We start from the raw sequence: 22,189 nt of genomic DNA, 5'->3' as shown, positions 1-22,189 counted from the left end.
TAAGTCCATTTCCTTCCCCTCCCCCTCTTTGCACAGCCAGGGCCGCTGCGGATGAACCGCAGCGGCCCTGGTTTTTTCCAGCAGAGGCGGCGTTTCCGCCGCTCCCCTGGCGCCTTAACCTTTTTTAGAAGTCGTAGCGGTAGCCTATGCTTCCGTTTACCGAGCTGGCTCCGTTGCGGATGTCCGCGTTGCCGTCCACAAAGACCGTTCCCTGCGTCCCTACCGGCACGCTCAGGCCCGCTCCGATTTGCACGGCCGTGCGGCCGACTTTGGCTCCGCGCACCCTCTGCAGCAAGCCCGGGTTGCCCAGGAGTCCCACATTGGCTTCCCCGCGTCTGTCGCCCAGGTCCTGGGCCGCGTTGACACGCAGTTCCGCCAGCGCTTCCCTCCCGAAGATGTTGCTGCCTACAAGACCCATCCACCGGCCCCCCAAGGCAAGTGTCCCCGTCGTCAGTTCCTGCTTGTCCACATCAAGCCCCATGCTGCCGGCTCCCGTTTCACGGTAGCCGTCCATGCGCGTGGTGACCACCGAGGCGTTGAAGAGGGGCTGCAGGATGCTGCTCCTGTTTTCGTTGAGGTAGATGTCGTAGGTGAGTTCATACATTGCTCCCATTCCCCAGCCGTTGGTGTTGCCTTGCGTCCTGTAGCTGCCCGCTCCGTAGTCCACCGTCCGGTTGAGTTTGGCATCGTTCCACCCGCCCGTCAGGATGAGCGTGTGGGCCCAGCGCTTGCTTTGGTAGCGCCCGAAGAGGTTGGCGTAGTAGCTGTCCAGGTGGCCGTCGGCCGTGTCCGCCGCGCTGGCCGTCAGGTCCCCGTAGTTGGCCGTGAAGGCCGCCCCCATCGTGAAGGAGTCGCTGAGGTCCACGTCCACCCCGAAGGTGCCCCCCCAGGTGGTGAGTTTGTAGCCGCTTTCATCCCCCCTGGTGTCCAGCTGGGCGTAGGAGCCCGTCCCCTGCATCCACATGTGGAAGCAGGGGAGGTCTTCGTTGATGTAGGCGGGGTTGACGCCCATCTGGTTGGTGCGGTTGCGCAGCCAGCTCATCTGGTCGCGCAGCGCGTCCCTCTGGGCCATGGAGAGGCTGGTGACCGTGGAACCGGCCGCCGCGGCCATTTTGCGCGGGATGGCTCCGGGGTTGTGGACCAGGTCGTCGTTGATGGCCGAGAGGAAGCCGGTGAGATATTCGTCCACCTGTCCGGCACGCGCCGCTCCCCAGACGAGGTTGGCGCCGGCCAGCGAGTTGGCCGTGTCCACCAGGGTCGCGTAGGGGTTGTCGGTTTGTTCCTCGGCCTTGAGCAGGATTTTGTTGCCTTCATGCACCAAGTGCGCGTTTTTGTAGTAGGTGAGGAAGAGGCCGCCTACCGTGAGCGTGTGGTCCCCCAGCGTGATGTCTCCCGTTCCGGTGAGTTCCATCAGCGAGAGTTCCATCGGGTTGCCCGGGTTCCAGGTGATGTTGATTCCCGGAAGCGTGGTGACGTGGAAGGAGGCTCCGTTTTCCACCACGATGCTGCCGCTGGATTGGATGAAGCTTTCCGCCAGGTTTCCGTCGGAGTTGAGCGTGAAGGTGGTGGTCGAGCCGCTGCCAAAGGCGGCGCTGTCCACGGTGAGGGTGGTGTTGAGCGCGGTCAGCGCGTTGTCGCTGGCCTGGATGGTCAGATTGCCGTTGTTTACCAGCTTGCCATAGGAGAGGCGGGCTTCCTCCACATCCGCCTTGCCCTGGAGAACCAGGTTCCCGCCGCTGATCGTCAGGCCCGTATCCGCCCCGGAGCTGCGCAGAACCTGCGTGCCCGCGCCGGATACGTCCAGCGTGCCGGCCCCAAGCGTTCCCTCAAAGGTGTACGTCCGGCCGGAGTCCGCCTGGATATTCAGGGTCTGGCCGTTGAGCGTCAGGGCGCCGGAGCCTTTCAGGCCCCCTGCGCTGCTGTCCGCCTCCAGGCTGAGGGAGCCGTCCAGCTCCAGCACTACGCCGGAAAGCGTACTGTCCGCGGCCAGCCCCAGGGAAGCGCCTTCCGCAAGGTGAAGCGTGCCCTCTCCACTGATATGCGTGTTGGCAATGCCTTCGGCCTCTCCCGTGAGCGTCAGCGTCCCGGAGGAATCGATCACCAGGTTGCCGCCGTTGGTGCCGGACGACAACGTCCTGGCCGTCACGCTGCCTCCGACGCCGATTGCCGCAAGGGAGTCCGCATCCGTGGAATCAAGCCGCAGGGCTTCCACATGGGCCGTGCCGTCGAGCTGGAGAGTGCCCTGCCAGGCAATGATGTCCCCGGCCAGGCTGACCGTTCCTTCCAGCGTGAGCTTGTTGGCCCCCGTCTTGACCAGGTCCGTATTGGCAGCCGCCCCGGCCAGGCCGCCGATGTTTCCGGCAAAGCTGGTGTCCACCCCCGTGTCTTCATGGAAGAGGTTGTTTTGCAGCTCGATGCTTCCCTTGCTGTCCGCCGTGTTGGTGACAATGAGGCTGCCCGTGCCCGTCTGCCCCGGATTGGTTCCCGGCGCAGTCAGGTTTTTAATGACCATGGTGCCGTCGGATTCCACGTAGAGGTCCTCGTTGACGATGACCGTCTGATAGAAGTTGAGGGCCTGGTTGGTGACCGGATTTTCCACACTGCCCGTGCCGTCCACCGAGGAGACGTAAACCAGGTCCGTGTCTCCGGAGATGACGATGCTGCCTCCATTGACGTCCACGATGCCAAAGCCCAGCGCGGCAAAGAGAGGATCGGCCGTGATGTGGTTCTTGAGCGTGCCCAGGTCCTGCGCAAAGCCGCCGTTGGTGAGCAGGAGTTCCAGGTCGCCGCCCGCCGTTTTCATTTTCTCCATGACGCCGGCAAGGTTCAAGGTGAGCGTGGAGCTTTCTGCAAAGGAGATGCTACCCAGGTTGTCTCCCGTTCCGTTAAATTGGATGAGGGCATCCGCTCCCGTGAACGGGTCGCCGGAGATGTTGCCCTCGCTCAGGGCCAATTTGTTGTCCGTCCCGCTGACGGTCCAGGTGGAGCCGTTTTTGAGGCCGGTGATCTGCGTGCCTGCCGTGGTGGTGGCAACCGTTCCCAGCTTGCTCGCATCCAGCCCCCCGAGGGCAATGTTGCCGGAGTCGGCAGTGGCCTGGACACGCACCCGGTTCGTGGCCGTTCCGGCGTAGTTACCGGCATTGCTCAACGCTCCGGATTGGATGAGGATGTTGGTGGTGGCGGCCGCATCAGAGAGGTTGAGCGTGCCGTTGGCCAGCGTGAGCGTGCCGGTCAGGTTGTTGGCCCTGTCGCCCACCGCAAAGGTGCCCGCGGTGTTGACTACCAGGCTGCCCGCTCCGCTAATGGTTCCGGCCCAGGCGGCGTTGTCACCGGTTCCGTCGCCCAGCTGGACGGAGGAGTTCTGGGCAATGGAGAGTTCTCCCGTGGACGTGTTCGCCCCGGTCAGGATGAGCTTGTCGCTTCCCTGGACGTTGAGCCTGGCCGTGTCGATGATGTTGCCCGCATAAAGAAGATCTTTGCCCGTGCCGCTGTAGTTGACGCGGTAGGTGCCAGCCCCCCCCAGGGAGACGGCTTTCAGGAATTCCCCGCTTGCCTGTGTGGCGGCCGCGTCACCCGCGCCGAAGGAGAGGATCGCATTTCCCTGACCGGAGTGCAGAGTGCCTGTAAAGCCGGTGAGATCGCCCGTGAAGATGGCCGTCATCGTGGGATTGACGCCGGCGCCCGCAGGCAGGCCGAAGTTGGCCCCGGCTTCACTCGTCAGATCCCCTGACAGAGTAAGCGTCTGGTTGGAGTTGCCGTTGAGCCAGCTCCCGGCCGCGGTGACGTGGATGTCGGCCCCTACGGTGACGTTGCCGTTTACGAAGAAGCCCCGCCCGTCAAGTTCCAGGCTGGCTCCTCCCACCGCCTCCGCATTGGAGAAGCCCACTTCGTTCCAGTCGGTATTGGTGCCGTTGCCCACGAGCTTGAAGGTGCCCGTGAAACTGGTGTTATCCCCGCTGACCTGGTAGCGCCCACCGCCGGGGTTGGTGCCTTCCGTATGGCCCAGAATGAGCTCCCCTGCCCCGCTGATGGCTCCCGAAAGAGTAAATACCGTTGTCCTGTTGACGGCGCGCGCTTCGTTGAATTGCAGAGTGGCTCCCTGCGCAATGGAGATGGCTCCGCTCCAGATCCGGGTGGAGGTAGATCCCGCAGGCAGGGTGATGTTATAGGTAAGCTGGCCTCTATCTACGGTCATGGCTCCCGTGTAGGCGGTTTCGCCGGAAGCCGCGGCAGTAACCGAGATGTCCAGCTCTCCGTCGCCCAGCTTGACCAGGGCCTTGTTCCCCAGTTCCTGGCTGTAGGAGGCCCAGGAGATGTCGTTGCCGTTGGTGTTGATGCGCACGGCTCCCGTGCCGCCCGCGTCAATGAGGCCGGAGATGTCCTGGAGGGCCCCCGTGCCGTACATGAATGTGCCTCCGGCAAAAATAAGTTTGTTGGTCGCCACCAGGCCCGTCGTGCCGTCTGCCGTTCCCGTCGTGTTGAGCACCAGCGTTCCCCCGGACAGCGTTACCGTTCCCGTGCCCAGACCCTGGGCCGCATTGAGGTTGAGGGTACCTTCCATGAGCGTTGTGCCTCCCGAGAAGGTGTTGGTACCCGTGTTTTCAATGGTTAGCTCGCCCGTGCCGCGCTTGACCAGTTCCGTGGTTCCTCCCTCACCGTCCACAATGGCTCCGTCTCCCGAGAAAGTGTAGGCGGTTCCCAGCTCCCCTTGCGTGTTGTTGACCGTGATGCGCGGCGAGCTGATTTCTCCGCTGAGGGTGACCGCAGAGGTGGCCACTCCAGACAGGTTTTCAAAGCTGGCCGCCAGCGTGCTGTCGTAGGTCACGGCCTCACTGTCCTTGTTGAGCCAGATGTCCTCGCCTCCATCAGCCACCCAGGTGCCCGCCGTTCCACCGTTCCAGTTGAGGGCTTCTCCCAGCGCCTTGACGCGCAGGTAGAGCGTGTTGCCTGTAAGTTCCAGCGCATACGTGTAATCGGCGGAAAGAGCGCTGGAATCAAATAGGAAATTGTTGGCCGTCAGCGTGCCGAAGCTGTCGGCCGTGATCAGCTTGTAGTCGTTTTCCATCGTCTGGTCCACACCGTTGATGGTCAGCGTGAGCGTGCCGGCCTCATTGAAGGAGAGCGTGCCGCCCGACTGGATGAGGGGAGCGCTGGAGGAAGTCAGCCCCGTCAGGTCCAGCGTCAGGCCGGAGGCCTGGGAGAGGGTCATGTTGCCCGCCGAGGAGAGACGCGCCCCGCCGCCCATCGTGATGGAGTTGCCGAAAGTTACGCCATCCGCCAATCCGAAGTGGAGTTCCCCGCCTGAGACCGTCAGAGCGTTGTCATAGCCCGTGGCCGTGGAGAGCGTCAGCTTGCCCTCTCCGCTCTTGGTAAAGGCGCTGCGGCCGTCCAGTACCGTCGCGTTGGCAATCACCGCGTCCGTCCCCGCGCCTGCAGAGATCTCGTCAAAACCGGTCACCGCCGCCGTGGCAAACATGTCTGACTTTGTCACCCCGTTGAGGTTGAGCACACTGCGGGTCACCACATCCCCCTGGCCCTGCCCGGAGATGGCCGTAGTGCCCTCAAAAGTGGCCGTGTTGCCTTCAATGGTCACGTTGGCAAGCGTCGTTTCGTGGCCCGTGCTGCCCGTCTTCTGGCCACCGGCATAGATGGCCGTGTCCGTAAAGGCCCCTCCCCTGATGGTCAGGTTGGCTTCCCCGATAGTCAGTTTGGATGTGGTATTCCCCCGTTCCACATAGGAACCTGCCGAAATCTGCGCCCCCCGGAAGCTCCCTCCCTCGATCGTCACATTGGCGGTGCCGATATTGGCATTGATGGTGGAGGTCCCGGTCCCGTTGACGACCGAGCCGCCCCAGATCTGGCCCGTGTACGTCCCCGATTTAATAGTCAGATTGGTAGAACCGGTGATGTTGACCGTACTGTCCGCCGTTTCCACCCAGGTTCCCCCGGCAATCATGGTCGCTGTGGAGCTGCCTCCAAGATCCAGGGTCATATTGGTGGAGGTCAGATTATGGGTGGACCTGTTGACCATGCTACCTGCAAACAGCTTCTTCCCTTCTGCAAACGTGCCGCCTGTAATAGTAGTGGTAGCCCCCTGCGCAAATACGTTTTCATTAAAGGTTCCTCCGCTGATATCCAGGAAGACCGCCGCGTTCTGCTTGACGGAGATTTCATTGCCTTTCCCAAGCCCCAGTATATTGGCATTGAACACGCCCCCGCTGATGCTCAGTCTGCCCTCGTAGCTTTTTCCTTCTTCTTCGTTACCATAATTAATGATGCCCGCCCCCAGCAGGGACACAACGTCATTAAACGTTCCACCTGTAATGCCCAGATCAACTTTCCCTAAAATAGTGGAGCCCTGGCCTGCCCCTCCGCGACCGGAGCCGGCTGAAACAGCAGTTGCAAAAGTTCCTCCATTGACGGTAAAATTAACATTGCCCGTATGCAAAAAACTCTCCAGGCCCAAAGCCAGGCAAAAACCCATACTAGGATACCCCGTCCAGTTTCCCCCATCCACGGTAACGGAAACAGTGCCCGTCGTAACAAATTTATGTGCGGCATTATTACCGTCTCCCAAGATGGACAATCCCGGAATGGTACCGGCATTTGCGTCTACATTCAGTGTAATATCCGCCGCCACATTACGAGTTTCCCTTGACCAGCTCAAGAAATGAAAACCTGAAGAGAAGGAAGTTCCGCTCCCGATATTGATGATGAAATTGTTTGTTCCATTGAGAGAAGTCGTTCCCACAGTTCCTTCAAGATTCCACAATTGCACGCCTGCGTACGTTCCTCCTTCCAGGTTTAGCGTGCGCTCATATTCCCCCTCGTAAGTACCGGCCGCCGTAATATCCGTGAAATAAATGATCCCCGGAGATTCGGCCTGCGCCACAGGCTCTCCGCCCGGGACCTTAATCGTATATTGATCGTCGGAAAAGGAAATGGTCGTTTCTCCGTTATCATTCAGGATATAGGCAGACCATGCAGGAGAAATGAAACAGGCCAGAAGGGCGGACAAGAGAGAGAGAGGCAAATGTGGACGCATAACAGTAATTTATTGATAATGAATAATTAATCTATATACCAGACTATATTACTAATAGTAAGTAACGGATTTAAAATCCGGAGTCAATGACAATTTTTGATGGCAAGCATTTTAAGACAACTGAACGGCTTACCGTACAAAAAAGGAAAAGCGGCGGCCTACCCTTCAAACACAGCCACTATCAATATTTTAATTGTTATCTGCCTCATTCCTGAACATTTCCGGATTTTAAATCCGTGCAAGCATTTTTTCCATTTTTCCCATCCGGCGCATCCCGCATGCAGGAAAAAGTGATTTCTTGTCTTGCATTCCCCAGGAAGTGCCTGTATAAGCCTCCACGTCCCTGCCGCAAGGCGGGACAATCCAAGGTCATGGAGCGGTAGCTCAGTTCGGTTAGAGCGCCAGCCTGTCACGCTGGAGGTCGCGGGTTCGAGCCCCGTCCGCTTCGCCACCTTGCATTGCAAAAACAACCGCCTCCGGGCGGTTTTTTTGTGCCTTCTCCGGAGCTTTTCCATCATCCTGCATTTTCGAAAAAACATTTCCGGTCCGAATTCAGGCATATGGAAAACTTCCTGCCAATCCGGCATATTCTACGGGAAGCATGTTTTACTGGAAATGACGCATGGGCTTGCTAGAATGGCTCCAGCAATACAAATCATGAGCACACTTTCGGACCGCCTCTTTGAGGAAATCCTTCAAGCCCGCCGACGGGTTTATGCCGTAGGCGAACCTACTCCTCTCCAGAAATTGAATCTGCCGTCCATCCAGGCCCCGGTATATGCCAAGCGGGAGGACCTGGGCCCCATCCGCGCCTACAAATGGCGCGGAGCATACAATTGCATGGCGGCCCTGAGCCAGGAAGCCAGGGACAAGGGAATCGTGGCGGCATCCGCAGGCAACCATGCGCAGGGGGTAGCCCTGGCGGCAAGCGTCCTGAATTGCCGGGCCACCATTTTCATGCCGCGCTCCACCCCGGAAGTGAAGCAGACGGAAGTGCGCCGCCACGGCGGCAGCCACGTGGAAATCATCCTTCACGGCGACTGCTATGACGAGACGGCTGCCGCAGCCCATGAATACGCGGAAACGCACGGGAGCACCTTTGTCCACCCCTATGACGACCTGGTCACGATGGGCGGCCAGGGAACGCTGGCGGATGAAGTGGTGATGAGCGGGGAAGGCCCCTTTGACCGCGCTTATGTGGCCATCGGCGGCGGCGGCCTGGCGGCCTCCGTAGCCTGCTGGCTGAAGAAATTCTGGCCGGATATCAAGGTAGTCGGCGTAGAGGGGGTGGACCAGGCCTCCATGAAAACTTCCATTGAACAGGGGCACCGCGTGAATCTGGATTACGTGGATGTGTTCTGTGACGGCACTGCCGTGCATATTCCAGGGGAACATACCTATCTGCTGTGCCGGGATTTGATCGACGAGTTTGTCACCGTTACCAACAATGAAGTTTGCCAGGCCATCCGGGCCATGTGGGAATCTTCCCGCATTGTCCCGGAACCGTCCGGAGCCATGAGCCTGGCGGGGTTCATGAAACAGTGGAACGAGGGACAGGTCAGGCCGGATGAAAAGAGCTTCGTCGTTATTTCCGGAGCCAACATGGATTTCACCCAGCTCACCCAGATCGCCCGCCAGGCGGGAATCGGCAACCATGAGACGCGCTATCTGCGCATCTCCATGGCCTCCAAGCGCGGCCAGGTACTCAAGTACCTGCGCCACATGCCCCCGGCCACCACGCTGGTGGATGTGCAATACGGCAAAACGGAGGGAGATACACAGTACCCCGTGTTCGGCATCGCCGCTTCCGACGAAGATCTGGATACCATCCGCACTACTCTGAAAAAGAAGGGCATTGAGTTCGAAGACATCAGTGAAGACGACGACGTGCGCTTCCGCATGATCCATTATCAGGCGGAGTTGTGCGAACACCCCCTGTTTGTTCATATTGAGTTTCCCGAACGCGCCGGAGCCTTCCTGGATTTCATGGAACGCATCGCGGACCTGGCTTCCCTATGCTACTTCAATTACACTTACACCGGGGAACGCGTAGGACGCGCCCTGGTAGGCATGGAGTTTGAATCCGCAGAGGACCGGGAAACCATCCGGAAGCGCATGGCCGGATTCACGCGGAACATCATCCGTTCCATCCGGGAGATTTCTCCGGAAGCCTTCCACCGGATCATGGGAAAGGGCAGCCTGAATATCAGCACAGGCATTAGCAACCACTGACAGGAGTTTGTTCATTCCTCCCATGCTTCCCCCCATCATTCTGGCTTCCCAGTCCCCGCGGCGGAAAGATCTGCTGACAGAGGCAGGGGTGGATTTTTCCACTGTCGTCCGGGAAACGGACGAGTTGAAGGATGCCTCCATGCCACCGCAGGATTTGTGCCTGCATAATGCTGCAGCCAAGGCGGCGGCCGTCTTCCGGGAATACCCCCAGGCTACTGTCATCGGCGCGGATACACTCGTTTTTCTGGATGGCATTCCCCTGGGCAAGCCTCTTGATACGGAAGACGCCCGCGCCATGCTGCGGATGCTTTCCGGACGCACGCACCACGTGTGCACGGCGGTCTCCATGCAGTCTCCGCTGGGCATGAAGGACATTGCCGTCCTGACGGAAGTCACCTTCCGGGAATTGTCTGACGCAGACATCCGCCGCTACATGGGACTGGTTCATGTGATGGACAAGGCCGGAGCCTATGCCTTCCAGGAACATGGGGACATGATCATCTCCTCCACGCGCGGAGATACGGATAATGTGATTGGTCTGCCGGTGGCGGAAGTGATAAATTGCTTGCGTTCCTGGGGATATTGAACAAGACAGGCTTCCGGAAGCATCTCAGCAGAAGCATGGCTGTCTTTTCTGCCTCCGCGGCACGGAAATCACGTATCAAATCCTTCGCTCCAGCGGTGTATGCCTTTCATTCCGGAACCGGAAGATTCCCGTCTTTCCGGATGGAACAGCCTTGCGCGAACATGGTGAAAGAATCCTGCGCCTCCGCGCTTTTCTGCATCTCCTGATCCCGTCTCCGGCTTTCAGCCTTTTCCCGCTCATTCTTCGCAGGAAGGTTCCGCCAGAAACTGGCTTACCTTGTTGTAAAAGGCCACGGGCAGAACGGCTTCCACCAGGGCGCCTTCCTCCACATATTCCGTGGAAATCACCATGCCTTCGCTGTGCATGGCGGCCGCCAGATCGCTCCTCGTATAGGGAATCAGGAACCGGGCGCGCCGGACACGGCTTTCCAGCATTTCCACGCAGGCGCGCAGCAGGTCTTCCGTCCCCTTTTCTTCCCGTACGGACATGCACACCAGGCTTCCGTTGAAATGGGGAGCCAGGCGCTCCGTCAACGCGGCCCGCTCCTCCTCCGGCACCAGGTCCAGCTTGTTCAGAACCACGATCATGGGTTTGTCCCCCGCGCCCAGTTCCGCGAGCACTTCCAGCGTGGTTTCGTAGTGGCGCACGGCTTCCGGATCGGACGCGTCCACCACCTGAACCAGGAAATCCGCCAGAACGGCTTCTTCCAACGTTGACTTGAACGCCTCCACCAGCCGGTGGGGCAGGTTGCGGATGAAGCCGACCGTATCCGTCAGCAGCAAAGGCTGTCCATTGGGCAGTTCTATCTTCCGCGTCGTGGTATCCAGCGTGGCGAAGAGCATGTCCCTGGCCATGACTTCCGAGCCGGACACCAGGGAAAGCAGGGACGATTTGCCCGCGTTGGTGTACCCCACGATTGCGGCCGTAGCCACGGCCTGCCGCTCCCGCTCCTTGCGCTGTGTGGCGCGCTGCCGGGTAACCATGACCAGTTCCTTCTGGATGGCTTCAATCCTGGCGCGCGCCAGGCGGCGGTCCACTTCAATCTGTTTCTCACCTTCGCCCCTGGCGGCGCCTCCGCCGCCCTTGCCGCCTCCGGAACCGCCGCCCTGGCGGTCCAGGTGGCTCCACATGCGGGCCATGCGCGGCAGGGAGTACTGCATGCGGGCCAGCTCTACCTGGAGCGTGGCTTCACGCGTACGGGCGCGTTTGGCAAAAATGTCCAGAATGACTTCTTCACGGTCAATCACGCATTCGTCAATCAGACGCTCCCACTCTCTTTGCTGGGACGGCGCCAGCATGTTGTCAAACACCACGCAGTCCGCCCCGCAATCCACGGCAAGCTGCTTCACCTCCTGAGCCTTCCCCGTACCGCACAGGAATTTGGCGTGCATGTCGCGGGACTTGACGAGGTGCTTGCCCACTATGCCGATGCCGAGGTTGGAGACAAGGTCTTCCAGCTCGTCCAGCATGGCCTGCTTTTCCCCGGCTTCGGAAGGATCAAAATAGATGGAAACGAGCATGGCCCGTTCCACCATTTCCGGCTTTTCGCGGATTTCAAACATAGGGGATCTGTTAACGGAATTGCTTGCTGGAGGTAGGCTTGTAATCCTTCAGAGCAGACTCCGGATACTGGTTGCAATTACAGCCGCAGGAAGAGAGGAAGCCGGCCACGCAGGCCAGCGTCAAAAAGCTGATCAGTCTCATGCGGCCATGAGACCCGCCCGAAGCTCCGGAATCAAGCAAATTTTACTGCATAAACGGCCTGGTCAACTGTGGACGCGATCACTTTTCCGGACGTTTTTCCCAAACCGTCTCTATTCCTCATCATTTTTCCCCTGAGGCTTTTCCTCCGCATCCAGGGCAGCCATCCACAGGTTCCATTGTTCAATGAAGGACCGTTCCATCTGAAGCAGGGCATTTTCCTGCTGGGTGAGGGAAATGGTCTGCGTAAGGCTCCCGAAAATAAGAAGGGGCTTGGAGTACGTATCCGCTACAGGAGTGAATTCCGCCGGCTTTTTCTGACGGCATTCCCGCGCCAGTACATACAGGGAATTGAAAGCCACGTCATCCCAGCTGGCCTTATAGGCATCACTGCCTTCCCTGCTTTCCAATGGCTCTACCGTGAGCAAATGCCCCTCCATGCCCGTCACGCGGGCCTTGTCCCCGTTTTTCAGCACGAGCGGCTTCCACGGCTTCTTTTCCAGCATTTCAGGCAGAATCTTTTCCAGGCGGGAGAACAGCGGCTTCATCCGGTCCGTCATTTCCCGCCGGGCGGCCAGCTTGCTTTTCACGACTGGGGAAGAAACCACCGCTTCCGCATCACGATAGAGGGCGGAAACCTGTTCATAATCCCCCGTTTTTTCCATGATGCCGGCCGCTTCACGGCAAATATCGTCATAGCTGCGGGACTGCGCGGCGCGCAGAGCTTCCTGCCGGGCAGCCTCTTCCAACGCTTTTTTCCGCTCCTGTTTCTCCTTGAGTTCAGCCAGACGAATGGCTTCCGCGGCCTCCCAGTCCCTGGCCTTCTGGTACTGCATCCGGAGATGATCCAGAATCCCTTCCAGCGCGGCATAGGAGGGAGGCAGGGAGGGAATCTCCCCCGTCATCATTTGTTCACGGAGAAAGTCTGCTGCAAACCGTTTGGCTTCTACTTCCGCGACCGATTTTTCCGGCATGTCCTTCACCTGTTTCAGGCGTTCATACTGCCCGGTATATTCCTTCAGGTTGCTGAGCCACGCAGAAGCCAGCTCCCGCACGCTCCGGTCCCTGTCGTCAGCGGTTTCCCCGGCAATGAGATCCCGGAATGCCCCGTATTCAGGCCACATGCCGCCGAGGTACCAGCATTTGAGCGCCATTCCCGCATAATAATGCACGGCCAGGTCGGAATTGCTCCGCAGGCCGGGCATTCTGGAATTCCGGTCTTTTGCGCCCAGGTACGCGACCAGGTCGCTGATATCCCGGGAGCGTTCCAGTTCCACGGGGTCTTTGCAGTCCCGCACCTTTTTGCCCAGCTCTTCCAGCCGCACAACCCCTTCCGGAAACTGGCCGCGCGTCCACATGCACAACACCTGGTTCACCCCCGCCCAAACGGCTGTGGAAAGCGGACAGTCCGGCTGATCCGCCAGATCTCCGAACATGGCGGCAGCCTTCACCAGATCCCCCCGGTTCAGGGCTTTCTGGGCTTCATTGAACAGATTGCCGAAGCGGATGCTCCGCTCCAGCCTGGATTCCACGGCCGCGTTATCCTCCGCAGTAGTTCCCGCTCCCGCCGTAGGAGGCTGAACCGGGGGAACGGCCGCGGATGCGGCATTTGCGGCTTTGCGCCAGGAGACGACCCCCCACGTTCCCAACGCCAAAACAGCCAGGAAGGCGAGAGACAGAATGAACCCCAAGCGGTGTTTCCTGCGCCGGGCGCACCGGGCATCAGCGGCACGCCGTTCCGCCCAAGTCAGGCCAGATTCCTGCATGCCCCGGGAATATTCCTCCTGGGCCTGTGCCACAGCGGCCATCAGTTCCGGGTAAGACGAGAAGCGGCCTTCCTTGTTGAAAGCCATCAGCTTGTCCACGATGAAACAGGTCAGCGGGGAAATATCGTTCACCAATCGGTCCAGCGAAGGAAGGTTTTTCTTGCTCTCCAGCAGGATGTCGGACGACTGGGAGGCATCCACCCGGGGCGGAGAACCCACCAGCATATGGTACATGGTAGCTCCCAGCGCGTACATGTCCGTGCGGAAATCTTCATCTCCGCGCAGCAGGGTTTCCGGAGCGGCGTAATAGGGCGTCACCCATATTTCCCGCTCCATGTCGGACTCGCTGTGCAGCAGGGAGAGGCCGAAATCCACGATCTTGGCTTCCCCGTCCGGGGCCTGGAGAACGTTGGCGGGCTTGATGTCCCGGTGCATGAGGCCCGCATTCCAGGCGGCATCCAGGCCGCGCACGATATCCAGGGCTATGGACAGCACCTTGTCTTCCGGCACGCGTTCCTCCGCCGTAATCAGGGAATCCAGACCACTGCCCTCCACCAATTCCATGGCAATGTAAAAAAGCCCCTGGTCATGCCCCACGGCATAAATCTGCACCAGGTTTTCATGGGATACCCTGGCCATGATCTGGGCCTCCCTTTCAAATCGTTCGCTGCGGACGGCATCCCCCGCATACGTTTCATTCAACACCTTTAGGGCCACTTCACGTCCCAGGACGGTATCTTCCGCACGGAAAACCACGCTCATGCCGCCTTTTCCCAGCTTCCCGGTGATTCTGTAAGGCCCCATGCGCGTCTTGACGCGGGTCAGGGCTCCGCAGGCGGGGCAGACGGCATTGGCATAGGGAGGCAGCAGGGAAATGTCCATGGCCTGTCCGCACTCCGGACAATTGATGATGTTGTCTTGCTGGGAATTCATGAAAGCACAGCCGGCTGCGGAAAAAAAATGGAAAAACGGAGGCGTCCTCTCCATATCCTTCTTTGTTTTTTAAGCAGCCGGAAAAACCGGCCCGGGGACGCATGCTCCGTAGATGGATGGCAAGGAGGGACCCTGTCCGGGTCCCTCCTGTAAAATTCCATCCGTTTGTCAGGAAATAGCCGGCAGAGAGGCCGCCGCTACGGCCTGCCCGTGGCGCTTGGTTTTTTCATCCGGCACGCGCAGCTGGATCTTCAACTGCGGGAATTCGGTGCGCAGCACTTCTTCTGCCTTGTCAATGATGATCTGCCCGCCGTCTCCGGAAGCCACACGGCCCAGGAAGAGCAGGTTGCGGATGTCGTAGAACCTGGCGTAATGCGCGATGGCATAGCCGAAGTGCACGCCGATGGTTTCATAGATCTTGCGGGCGCGTTCGTCGCCTTCGGCCATGGCGGCCTGCACCTTCTTGAGCTGTTCCGGGAAGGGCATGCCTTCAAACTGGAATCCGGCGCGAGGGGCCAGACGGGCCACGGCCTGCTGGGAGAAGTAGAGGGCGCCCACTCCCATGTCCTTGGACCATTCGTCCACGCCGCCTTCTTCGGAATAATCCACGGGGGCGAAGGCGAGTTCGTTCAACCAGGGCTTGATGTGGCCTTCCGGGTCCACGTAGCCGGCGGCTTCGGAAGTGCCCATGGCGACGCCGAGCACGGCGTTGTCGTTCATGCCCATGGCTCCGGCGAGGGCGGTCACTTCACCGTCGTTCACCACTTCAAAGGGAATATTGTTCCATTTTTCCTTCTGCAGAGTGCGGAACACCTTGCCGAGGGTCTTTTCAATGTCCTCCTGGCTGACGCCGCGGAAGAGGGAGGAAGTGCGCACCTCACTGTTGATGATGACGCCGGCGGAGGAACCGCCGATGGCGTCCACACGCGGAAGATGGGCAGCGGCACGTTCTAGGGAGTCCTGGATGCCTTCGATATGGTACTGCGGGTCCTTCTGGAAATACGGATCCCACACAACTTCCTCGGAGAAGACTACTTCCCCGTTGACCACGGCGGCACACTTGCGGTCGGAGCCGCCCAGGTCAAAGCCGATGCGGTAGCCGTCCAGATTGCGGCCCAATGTCATGGAACCGGAATATTCCTCAGGCAGTTCGTCCACGGATACCTTCTTCACTTCGATCGGGGAACCGTAAATCTTCTTGCCGATGAAATCCCAGTCAAATTCACGGATGCCACCCTTGCAGTAACGGGAAGCCAGCATGTCCGCAATGGCATCATCGCCGGCGACAAGGATGATGTTGCCGCCCTTCTGCCACAGCAGGAATTTCACGATGCGTTCCACATAAGTTTCATTCAGGGCAACGTTTTCTCCGGTATGCGGGAGAAGCTTGCCGGACCAGCGGAAGCAGGTCCCGTCATTGCGGGTCAGGGCGATATCCACTTGATGGGAGGCGGGATCGGCAGCAGCTTTGGCTTCAAATGCTTGATTCCAAAGAACGGCCGGCACGAAGCCGGGGTCCAGCACGGGCGTGATTTTGGGTTGAATATTCATGGCAATAATCCGTTGCGAACGTAGCATACCCGCTTTTCCTTGAAAAGTATTCATTACCTTCCGAATGATTTTTTTTCAGGAACGCGGAGCGATAGCTCACTTTCTTCTGGCAAATCGCCATATTTCCACTAAAGAAACATGTACCTTTCCTTGGGCGTGCCCGCCTTGCCGGGCACGGCGCATCATTCCAAGCTCATCTGTCCCATGAATGAATTAACGGACCAGCTCATTACTCTGTTTTCGGCCACCTTGATCGCCATCATGCTTATCGCCGTAGCCGCGGGCGTATGCCGCCAGTCCCAGGTTCCGGGCATGAAACGTCCGCTGAAATGGAATATTCCCGTCGATCATCTGGACGGGCTGGATATGGCAATGTGCGGCATCGTCGTCCTGTACTTCAGCATGGGCGCCCTGATGGCCGCGGCCACGCCTCCCGGCGCTTCCGCCCCGCCCACCACCACAAACATGGAGCTGGACAGCTACAAGGTATTCAACGGCACCTGCCTGAACCTCATTCTGGCCTTCGTCCTGCTGGTGCGCATGTTCCACAGCGGCAGAATGGATGCCCTGGGCCTGAAGAAGCATTCCCTGAAAATCCTGCTTTACGCGCCCGTCTGCGGCTACCTGCTGGTTCTTGCCCTCCATTTCCTTCTGGCCCAAATGGGACTGTTCGAATGGATTGAACGGGTGACCCACGCTCCGGCGGAACAATCCATCGTCTCCGTGCTCAGGCATTCCGACAACGTCCCCCTCATTGCCGTCATCTGCTTCAGCGCCGCCATTGCCGCGCCCATCGTGGAGGAACTCATTTTCCGGGGCTACCTGTACCCTATCATGAAAAAATATACAGGAGCATGGTTCGCCCTGATCAGCAGTTCGCTCCTCTTCGGCATCATCCACGTAAGCCTGGTTCCCCTGGTTCCCCTGGCCCTGTTCGGGGCCATCCTGGTGCTGCTGTACGAATACACCGAATCCATCTGGACGCCCATCATCGCCCACTGCATTTTCAACACCACCACCCTGGTCAACATCCTGTATCCCGGCCTGCTGCTACCCTATGGCTCATGATTCCGCCATCCGCCAAGTAGGGGAAGATGCGCTCATACGCCGCCTTCTTCCGCTAATGACCGTCAATGACGGGCTGGTCACCGGCCCCGGAGACGACTGCGCCGTAACCAGAAACACCGGAGGAATGGACCTGCTCCTGAAAACCGACTGCGTGGTGGAAGGCATGCACTTCCTTCCCGGTACGGATCCGGAACTGATCGGCAGAAAGGCCCTGGCCCGCGCCGTGTCGGACATCGGAGCCATGGGAGGCGTGCCGCGCCATGCCCTGGTCACCCTGCTGATTCATGCGGACCGCCCCGTTTCCCAGGTGGAAGGCATTTATATGGGCATGCGGAACCTGGCGGAACAATTCGGCATCAGCCTGGCGGGAGGGGAAAGCTCCGGCCTGCCGTCCGACGGACTGATTATCAGCGTGGCCCTGACCGGAGAAATTCCGGAAGGAAAGGCTATCCTGCGCAGCACCGCCCAGGCGGGCGACCTGATTGCCGTCACGGGCGTGCTGGGCGGGAGCTTCCCGACGGGACACCATCTCGCGTTCACGCCCAGGGTCAGGGAAGGCGGCATTCTGGCAGCCTCCGGACTGGTCACGGCCATGATGGACCTTTCCGACGGCCTAGGCACCGACCTGCCGCGCCTGGCCGCCGCCTCCGGGCTGGGATTCCGCGTACAGGAAGAACTGCTGCCGGTCCGGCAGGGATTCACGGCTGCCCAGGCCGTTGCGGACGGAGAGGATTACGAACTGCTGATGACCTTCCCCCCCCGCCGCCGTGAAGAAATCCTGCGCCTGGCCTCCGAACGTTTCCCGGAAACGCCCCTCACCGTCATCGGTGAGATGACGCCGGAACCTTCCTCATCCCTCCCCGGAGGATACAGGCATTTCCAATAACCGGCTGCTCCGGAAAAACAGGAGGCCGGAAAAAGCCGAAGAAAGGGCCTGAAAAGAGTTATTCCGCCGGCTGGCCGCTTTCCTGCTCCTGCTGGATGTAGGGCAGAAGCTGTTCATACGTGGCCTTGCCCATGTAACGCTTGATGGAACGTTCCGGAGTTTTGAAAATATCCACCAGGATCAGGCAGTCCAGCACATCGCCAAAGTTCTTGTCCACGCCGAAGGAAAGTATCTTCCCGTTCAGTTTGAGATACTGGCGGAGCAGCACGGGAATTCCCTTGCCGTCCTCCTCCACGTCCGCTACCAGCTGGGACAGGCCCTGCGCATCCGTCAGGCCGATGGGCAAAATGCAGGATTCCGACCTTTTCAGGTCCGCCTTGCGCGGCGGATTGTAGGCCTTGACTTCCCGGCTCAGTTCCGGCTCCATTTCATGCGCCTTCAGGTAAGAGACGATCAGGGCGCGGGAAAGATTGGAATAGTCGCGGGAAATGCTCACCGTTCCGAACAAATAGCGGTAATGATGGTTGCGGGCCATGAACTGGCCGATGCCCTCCCAGATGAAGCCGAGAGCCAGCGGCCTTTTCTGGTATTCCGGCACAATAAAGGCGCGGCCCATCTCCAGCGAGCGGTCCAGCACTTGAAGAGCAGCCGGAGAGAATGAGAAGTATTCTCCGTTGTACAATCCCTTCACCCCATAGCGGGCAATAATCTTGTCCGTCTCTCCCATGCGGTAGGCGCCCGCAATCTTCTTCTGGACGCGGTCCCAGAGGAACAGGTGCTTGTAATGATTATCATACGTGTCCAGGTCACACGCCTTGCCGGAGCCTTCCCCCACCTGGCGGAAGGTGTACTCCCGCAGTCGGCCTATTTCAATCAGGATTTTGGGAATCTGGAGAGCATCCGCCACGTACACGTCCCAGTCTCCATTTTCCTGGCGCGCATGCAGGCACTCCGCAGGAAGGGCGTCGATTTCCGCCTGTATGTCGTTGGCGGGCACGGGCGGAATCAGAGAAGCCATCTTTGCCTTCTTGTCCTTCCTGTGTACATGGGGGCGGCGGCTCTTTTCATAACCCTTGCCCAGCAGGTAGGTGCGCAACCGCAAATGGGAAACCATAGCTTCGTCGGAATCATACTGCCCGAGCTGGCTGAAGGGAATGGGCTTGCCTACCACGATACGGTGCGTACGGCGGCCGTCCCTGCCCACTTCACGCGGCAGGAAGGCGACGCGCGCCTTACGGTTGATCAGGGAAATTCCCTGGAAAAGCAGGCTGTTGCGCCCCGGGAAATATACCGGAACCACAGTAGCCTTCGTCAGCCGGATAATGGCGGCAATATTGGAATTCCACGGATCATCCGTCACCCGCTTGTGGGCCAGGGAAAAACTGGAAGCCGTTCCGGCGGGGAAAATGCCCAGCACGCCGCCCTTACGCAGCCACGCAATCATCTTCCGCATTCCGGAAAGGTTCTTGCGCTTGGCGTTCTCATCCTCGTACACGTCCACCTTGATCAGCCAGGGTTCCAATTCCTGGCACAGGGAAAGCTGTTCATTGGCAAGAATGCGCACATCGTCCCGGACGCGGGTCAGCAATTCCCCGAACATGATGCCGTCCGACAGGCCGTGGGGATGGTTGGCGACAACAACCACAGGCCCTTTCTTGGGAATGTTTTCCAGATCGCCGGGCCTCAGCTGCAACTTGAGGTTCAAATGCCTGGCAGCCAGCTGGAAGAAGTTTTCCGGAGAACCGGACTCCTTGTCGCGGACGATCTTGTCGTACGCCCTGTTCAAACGTTCCAGACCAAGCAACTTTTCAGCGGACGCGGCCACCAGGGAAGGGAGACGCGTATTTTCGTCCAAAATGTCTTTGATATCCACCATCTTCGGGTGCTTGAGCCGGCCCATGCCCTGCTGTATAACGGATTTACGGGAAAAAGTGAAACTCTTTTTCCCATGCCGTCCGGAACGCGGTCTTGATTTCCGCGGGGGCGGAAGCTACAATCCGTACAGCTTCCGCCCCCATTTCCAACACAAAAAACACTCATGCACCCAGCCATTGCCATTGACGGTCCCGCCGCTTCCGGTAAATCCACCGTCGCCAAACTCATTGCGGACCGCCTCGGCTACACCTTCATCAACACGGGGGCCATGTACCGGGCCGTCACCTGGTACATGCTGGAACAGGGGATAGACCCGGCGGACACGGACGCCGTGCTGGCCGCCCTGCCCTCCGTTCCCCTCTCCTTCGGCAAGGACGGAAGCCGCTCCATCGTCCTCTGCAACGGCTCTCCCCTGACGGAGGAACTCACCCGGCAGGAAGTCAACGACCACGTATCCACCATCGCCGCCATTCCGGAAGTCCGCGCCCTGCTGGTGAACCGCCAGAGGGATTACAACCGCCAGGAGCCCGTGGTCATGGAAGGCCGGGACATAGGCACCGTGGTGTTCCCGGATACGCCGTTCAAGTACTTCGTCACCGCTTCGGAAGAGGTCCGCGCCGCGCGCCGCGCCGCGGAAGGGCTGACGGACTCCATCGCGGATCGGGACCGCAAGGATTCCTCCCGCGCCACTGCGCCGCTGGCGCAGGCGCAGGACGCCCTGCTGGTGGACACGTCCGACATGAGCATTGACCAGGTCGTCAACTTCATTACAGACAACATTCAACAAAAACTTTCCGCCAGATGAATTCCTTCTACTGGGTTTTCTACACGCTGTTCAAAAGCATCTCCAAGGCCTTCTTCTCCTGGAAGGTCATCAACAGGGAGAAGCTCATTGAGGACGGCCCCGTGCTGATCGTCAGCAACCACCAGAGCTTTCTGGACCCGCCCATGCTGGGAATCTCCTATGAGGAAGGCATCTATTTCTTTGCCCGCAAAACCCTGTTCCAGAGCATTTTCAAATGGGCGCTCCCCCTGTGCCAGGCCATCCCCATCGACCAGGAAAATCCGGACGCCGCCAGCCTCAAACACATCATCCGCCTGCTCAAATCCGGCAAGCGCGTCCTCGTGTTTCCCGAGGGTTCCCGCACGCCGGACGGGGAAATCCACGACGGCATGGGCGGCATCGGCCTCATCCTGAGCAAAACGAAAGTTCCCGTACAGCCCCTGCGCATCAGCGGAGCCTTTGAGGCCTTCCCCATCGGCGCCACCTTTCCCAGAATCCGCCCGGTCACCGTGACGGTGGGGGATCCCATTCCCTTCACTCCGGCGGAACTCAATGCCAAGGGCAAGGAGGCATACCAGCATTTGACGGACAAAATGATGGATGCCATCCGGGCCCTTCCCACGGAATAATCCCTTCCCCGGACTCCCGCCGGCCATGCTCTCCAGGCTGAAACTGATAGACTTCCGCTGCTACGGCAGCTTTTCCTGGCAGATACCCCAGCAGGGAGCCGTCATTCTGGGAAACAATGCCCAGGGAAAAACCACCCTGCTGGAGGCGATCTGCTTCCTGCTGCGCCTGCAATCCCCGCGCACGGCACGCCCCAGCCCCCTGACGGCGCACGGCAGGCAGTCATTCGGCATCCGGGGGGAACTGCCGGGACAAATCCGGCGCATCCTGTGGTCCCCGGATGCCCCGGACCTCCAGGTAAACGGCGAACCGCGCAGGGGCCAGCGCAGCTACCTGGCGGACAGCTACCCCGTCGTCTGGATGGGCAACGACGATCTTTCCCTGGTACGGGCCGGAGCCGATGCGCGCCGGAAATACATGGATTTTCTGGGCACCCAGTGGCACCCCGGCTACCGGACAGCCCTGTTCAACTACAGAAGGGCGCTGAAAACGCGCAACCATCTACTCAAGCATAAAAGCCGGGACAGGCTTCAAATAGATGCCTACACGCGGCAGCTCGCCCTATACGGCACGGAATTGAGAAGCCTGCGCGCCAGCCTTCTGGAGCTTCTCCTGCCCCACATCATCATGGCGTACCGCAGCATCGGCGGCAGGGCGGAACAGGTAGGTGCGGCCTACCGGGCGGAGGAGGAAGGAGACCTGTACGAACGGATGTGTGCCGGGCTGGACCGAGACATCCGGTACGGCCAGACCCAGAACGGCCCGCACCGGGACGACCTGGAAATCACGCTCAACGGCAGAAGCGCTGCCCAATTCGCCTCGGAAGGGCAGCAAAGAACCATAGCCATTTCCCTGAAACTGGCGCAGTCATCCCTGCTTACGGAAGAAACGGGACATACACCCATCCACCTGATTGACGACGTTTTCGGAGAACTGGACCCCACGCGCAGAATTGCCTTCCTCCAGGCGCTGCCCGCAGACGCGCAAAGCCTCATCACCACCACCCATCTGGACTGGCTGCATGACACTCCCTGCCCCCTTCCGGCCTTCCGGCTGGAAAACTTCACGCTCAGGTCCGTTCAGGGTTGAATTCCCCCGCCAGGACCACCCAAAACGGCAGGCGGAAAACCGCGCC

Annotated in this window: 13 protein-coding genes and 1 tRNA gene; 8 read left to right on the top strand and 6 right to left on the bottom strand. The window is 59.5% G+C overall.

Annotation, left to right across the window (positions count from 1 at the left end; all coding sequences use genetic code 11):
- Positions 1–124: 124 nt before the first annotated feature.
- Entirely contained in the window at positions 125–7,045 is a 6,921-nt protein-coding gene (locus tag V3C20_RS06830; RefSeq protein WP_330935336.1) for an autotransporter domain-containing protein, read from the bottom strand.
- Positions 7,046–7,418: 373 nt separating this feature from the next.
- Here V3C20_RS06830 and V3C20_RS06825 point away from each other — a divergent pair.
- The 3 genes from V3C20_RS06825 (at position 7,419) to V3C20_RS06815 (ending at position 9,863) form a co-directional block, all read left to right on the top strand.
- Positions 7,419–7,496 (top strand) — tRNA-Asp (locus V3C20_RS06825).
- 206 nt (positions 7,497–7,702) lie between these two features.
- Positions 7,703–9,277 carry a pyridoxal-phosphate dependent enzyme gene (locus tag V3C20_RS06820; RefSeq protein WP_238623783.1) on the top strand — a complete coding sequence of 525 codons (1,575 nt, stop codon included), beginning with the start codon at positions 7,703–7,705 and terminating at the stop codon, positions 9,275–9,277.
- Between the two features lie 7 nt (positions 9,278–9,284).
- Positions 9,285–9,863 (top strand): Maf family protein, encoded by a 579-nt coding sequence (locus tag V3C20_RS06815; protein ID WP_149873798.1) that lies wholly within the window; start codon positions 9,285–9,287, stop codon positions 9,861–9,863.
- Positions 9,864–10,099: 236 nt separating this feature from the next.
- On the opposite strand, the gene hflX is transcribed toward V3C20_RS06815, so the two are convergent.
- From hflX to V3C20_RS06795, 4 genes are all read right to left on the bottom strand, one after another.
- The gene (gene hflX / locus V3C20_RS06810) at positions 10,100–11,425 is read right to left on the bottom strand and encodes a GTPase HflX (RefSeq protein ID WP_130083265.1); all 1,326 of its coding nucleotides are present in this window, start codon (positions 11,423–11,425) and stop codon (positions 10,100–10,102) included.
- Between the two features lie 10 nt (positions 11,426–11,435).
- A complete protein-coding gene (locus V3C20_RS06805; RefSeq protein WP_275124779.1) occupies positions 11,436–11,567 on the bottom strand; it encodes a hypothetical protein in 132 nt (43 codons plus the stop codon).
- A gap of 110 nt (positions 11,568–11,677) precedes the next feature.
- A complete protein-coding gene (locus V3C20_RS06800) occupies positions 11,678–14,263 on the bottom strand; it encodes a serine/threonine-protein kinase (RefSeq protein ID WP_161981227.1) in 2,586 nt (861 codons plus the stop codon).
- Between the two features lie 168 nt (positions 14,264–14,431).
- Positions 14,432–15,814 carry an ROK family protein gene (locus V3C20_RS06795; protein ID WP_130083267.1) on the bottom strand — a complete coding sequence of 461 codons (1,383 nt, stop codon included), beginning with the start codon at positions 15,812–15,814 and terminating at the stop codon, positions 14,432–14,434.
- A gap of 204 nt (positions 15,815–16,018) precedes the next feature.
- On the opposite strand from V3C20_RS06795, the gene V3C20_RS06790 reads away from it, so the two are divergent.
- Positions 16,019–16,882: a type II CAAX endopeptidase family protein gene (locus tag V3C20_RS06790; protein WP_161981228.1), complete on the top strand. Its 864-nt coding sequence runs from the start codon at positions 16,019–16,021 to the stop codon at positions 16,880–16,882.
- A complete protein-coding gene (locus V3C20_RS06785; protein ID WP_130083269.1) occupies positions 16,872–17,768 on the top strand; it encodes a thiamine-phosphate kinase in 897 nt (298 codons plus the stop codon). The genes V3C20_RS06790 and V3C20_RS06785 overlap by 11 nt, the downstream gene beginning before the upstream one ends.
- Positions 17,769–17,826: 58 nt before the next feature.
- Here the strand turns inward: V3C20_RS06785 and V3C20_RS06780 are convergent, their stop codons facing one another.
- Positions 17,827–19,644 carry a lysophospholipid acyltransferase family protein gene (locus V3C20_RS06780; protein WP_161985287.1) on the bottom strand — a complete coding sequence of 606 codons (1,818 nt, stop codon included), beginning with the start codon at positions 19,642–19,644 and terminating at the stop codon, positions 17,827–17,829.
- Between the two features lie 162 nt (positions 19,645–19,806).
- Between V3C20_RS06780 and cmk the strand changes: the two genes are divergently transcribed.
- From cmk to recF, 3 genes are read left to right on the top strand one after another with little or no spacing between them, the layout of a single operon-like run.
- Complete coding sequence (gene cmk / locus V3C20_RS06775) at positions 19,807–20,448, top strand: (d)CMP kinase (RefSeq protein WP_130083271.1); 642 nt, start codon at positions 19,807–19,809, stop codon at positions 20,446–20,448.
- Positions 20,445–21,056, top strand: coding sequence for a lysophospholipid acyltransferase family protein (locus tag V3C20_RS06770; RefSeq protein WP_130083272.1), 612 nt, complete (start codon positions 20,445–20,447; stop codon positions 21,054–21,056). Before cmk ends, V3C20_RS06770 begins: the two co-directional genes overlap by 4 nt.
- Before the next feature lie 25 nt (positions 21,057–21,081).
- Positions 21,082–22,143 (top strand): DNA replication and repair protein RecF, encoded by a 1,062-nt coding sequence (gene recF / locus V3C20_RS06765; RefSeq protein ID WP_161981229.1) that lies wholly within the window; start codon positions 21,082–21,084, stop codon positions 22,141–22,143.
- Positions 22,144–22,189: the final 46 nt, after the last annotated feature.

The organism is Akkermansia sp. RCC_12PD (genome assembly GCF_036417355.1).
In the GTDB taxonomy this organism is placed as follows: Bacteria; Verrucomicrobiota; Verrucomicrobiia; order Verrucomicrobiales; family Akkermansiaceae; genus Akkermansia.
Note: the sequence above shows the minus strand (reverse complement) of the source record. Positions and strands in the feature narration are given on the sequence as shown.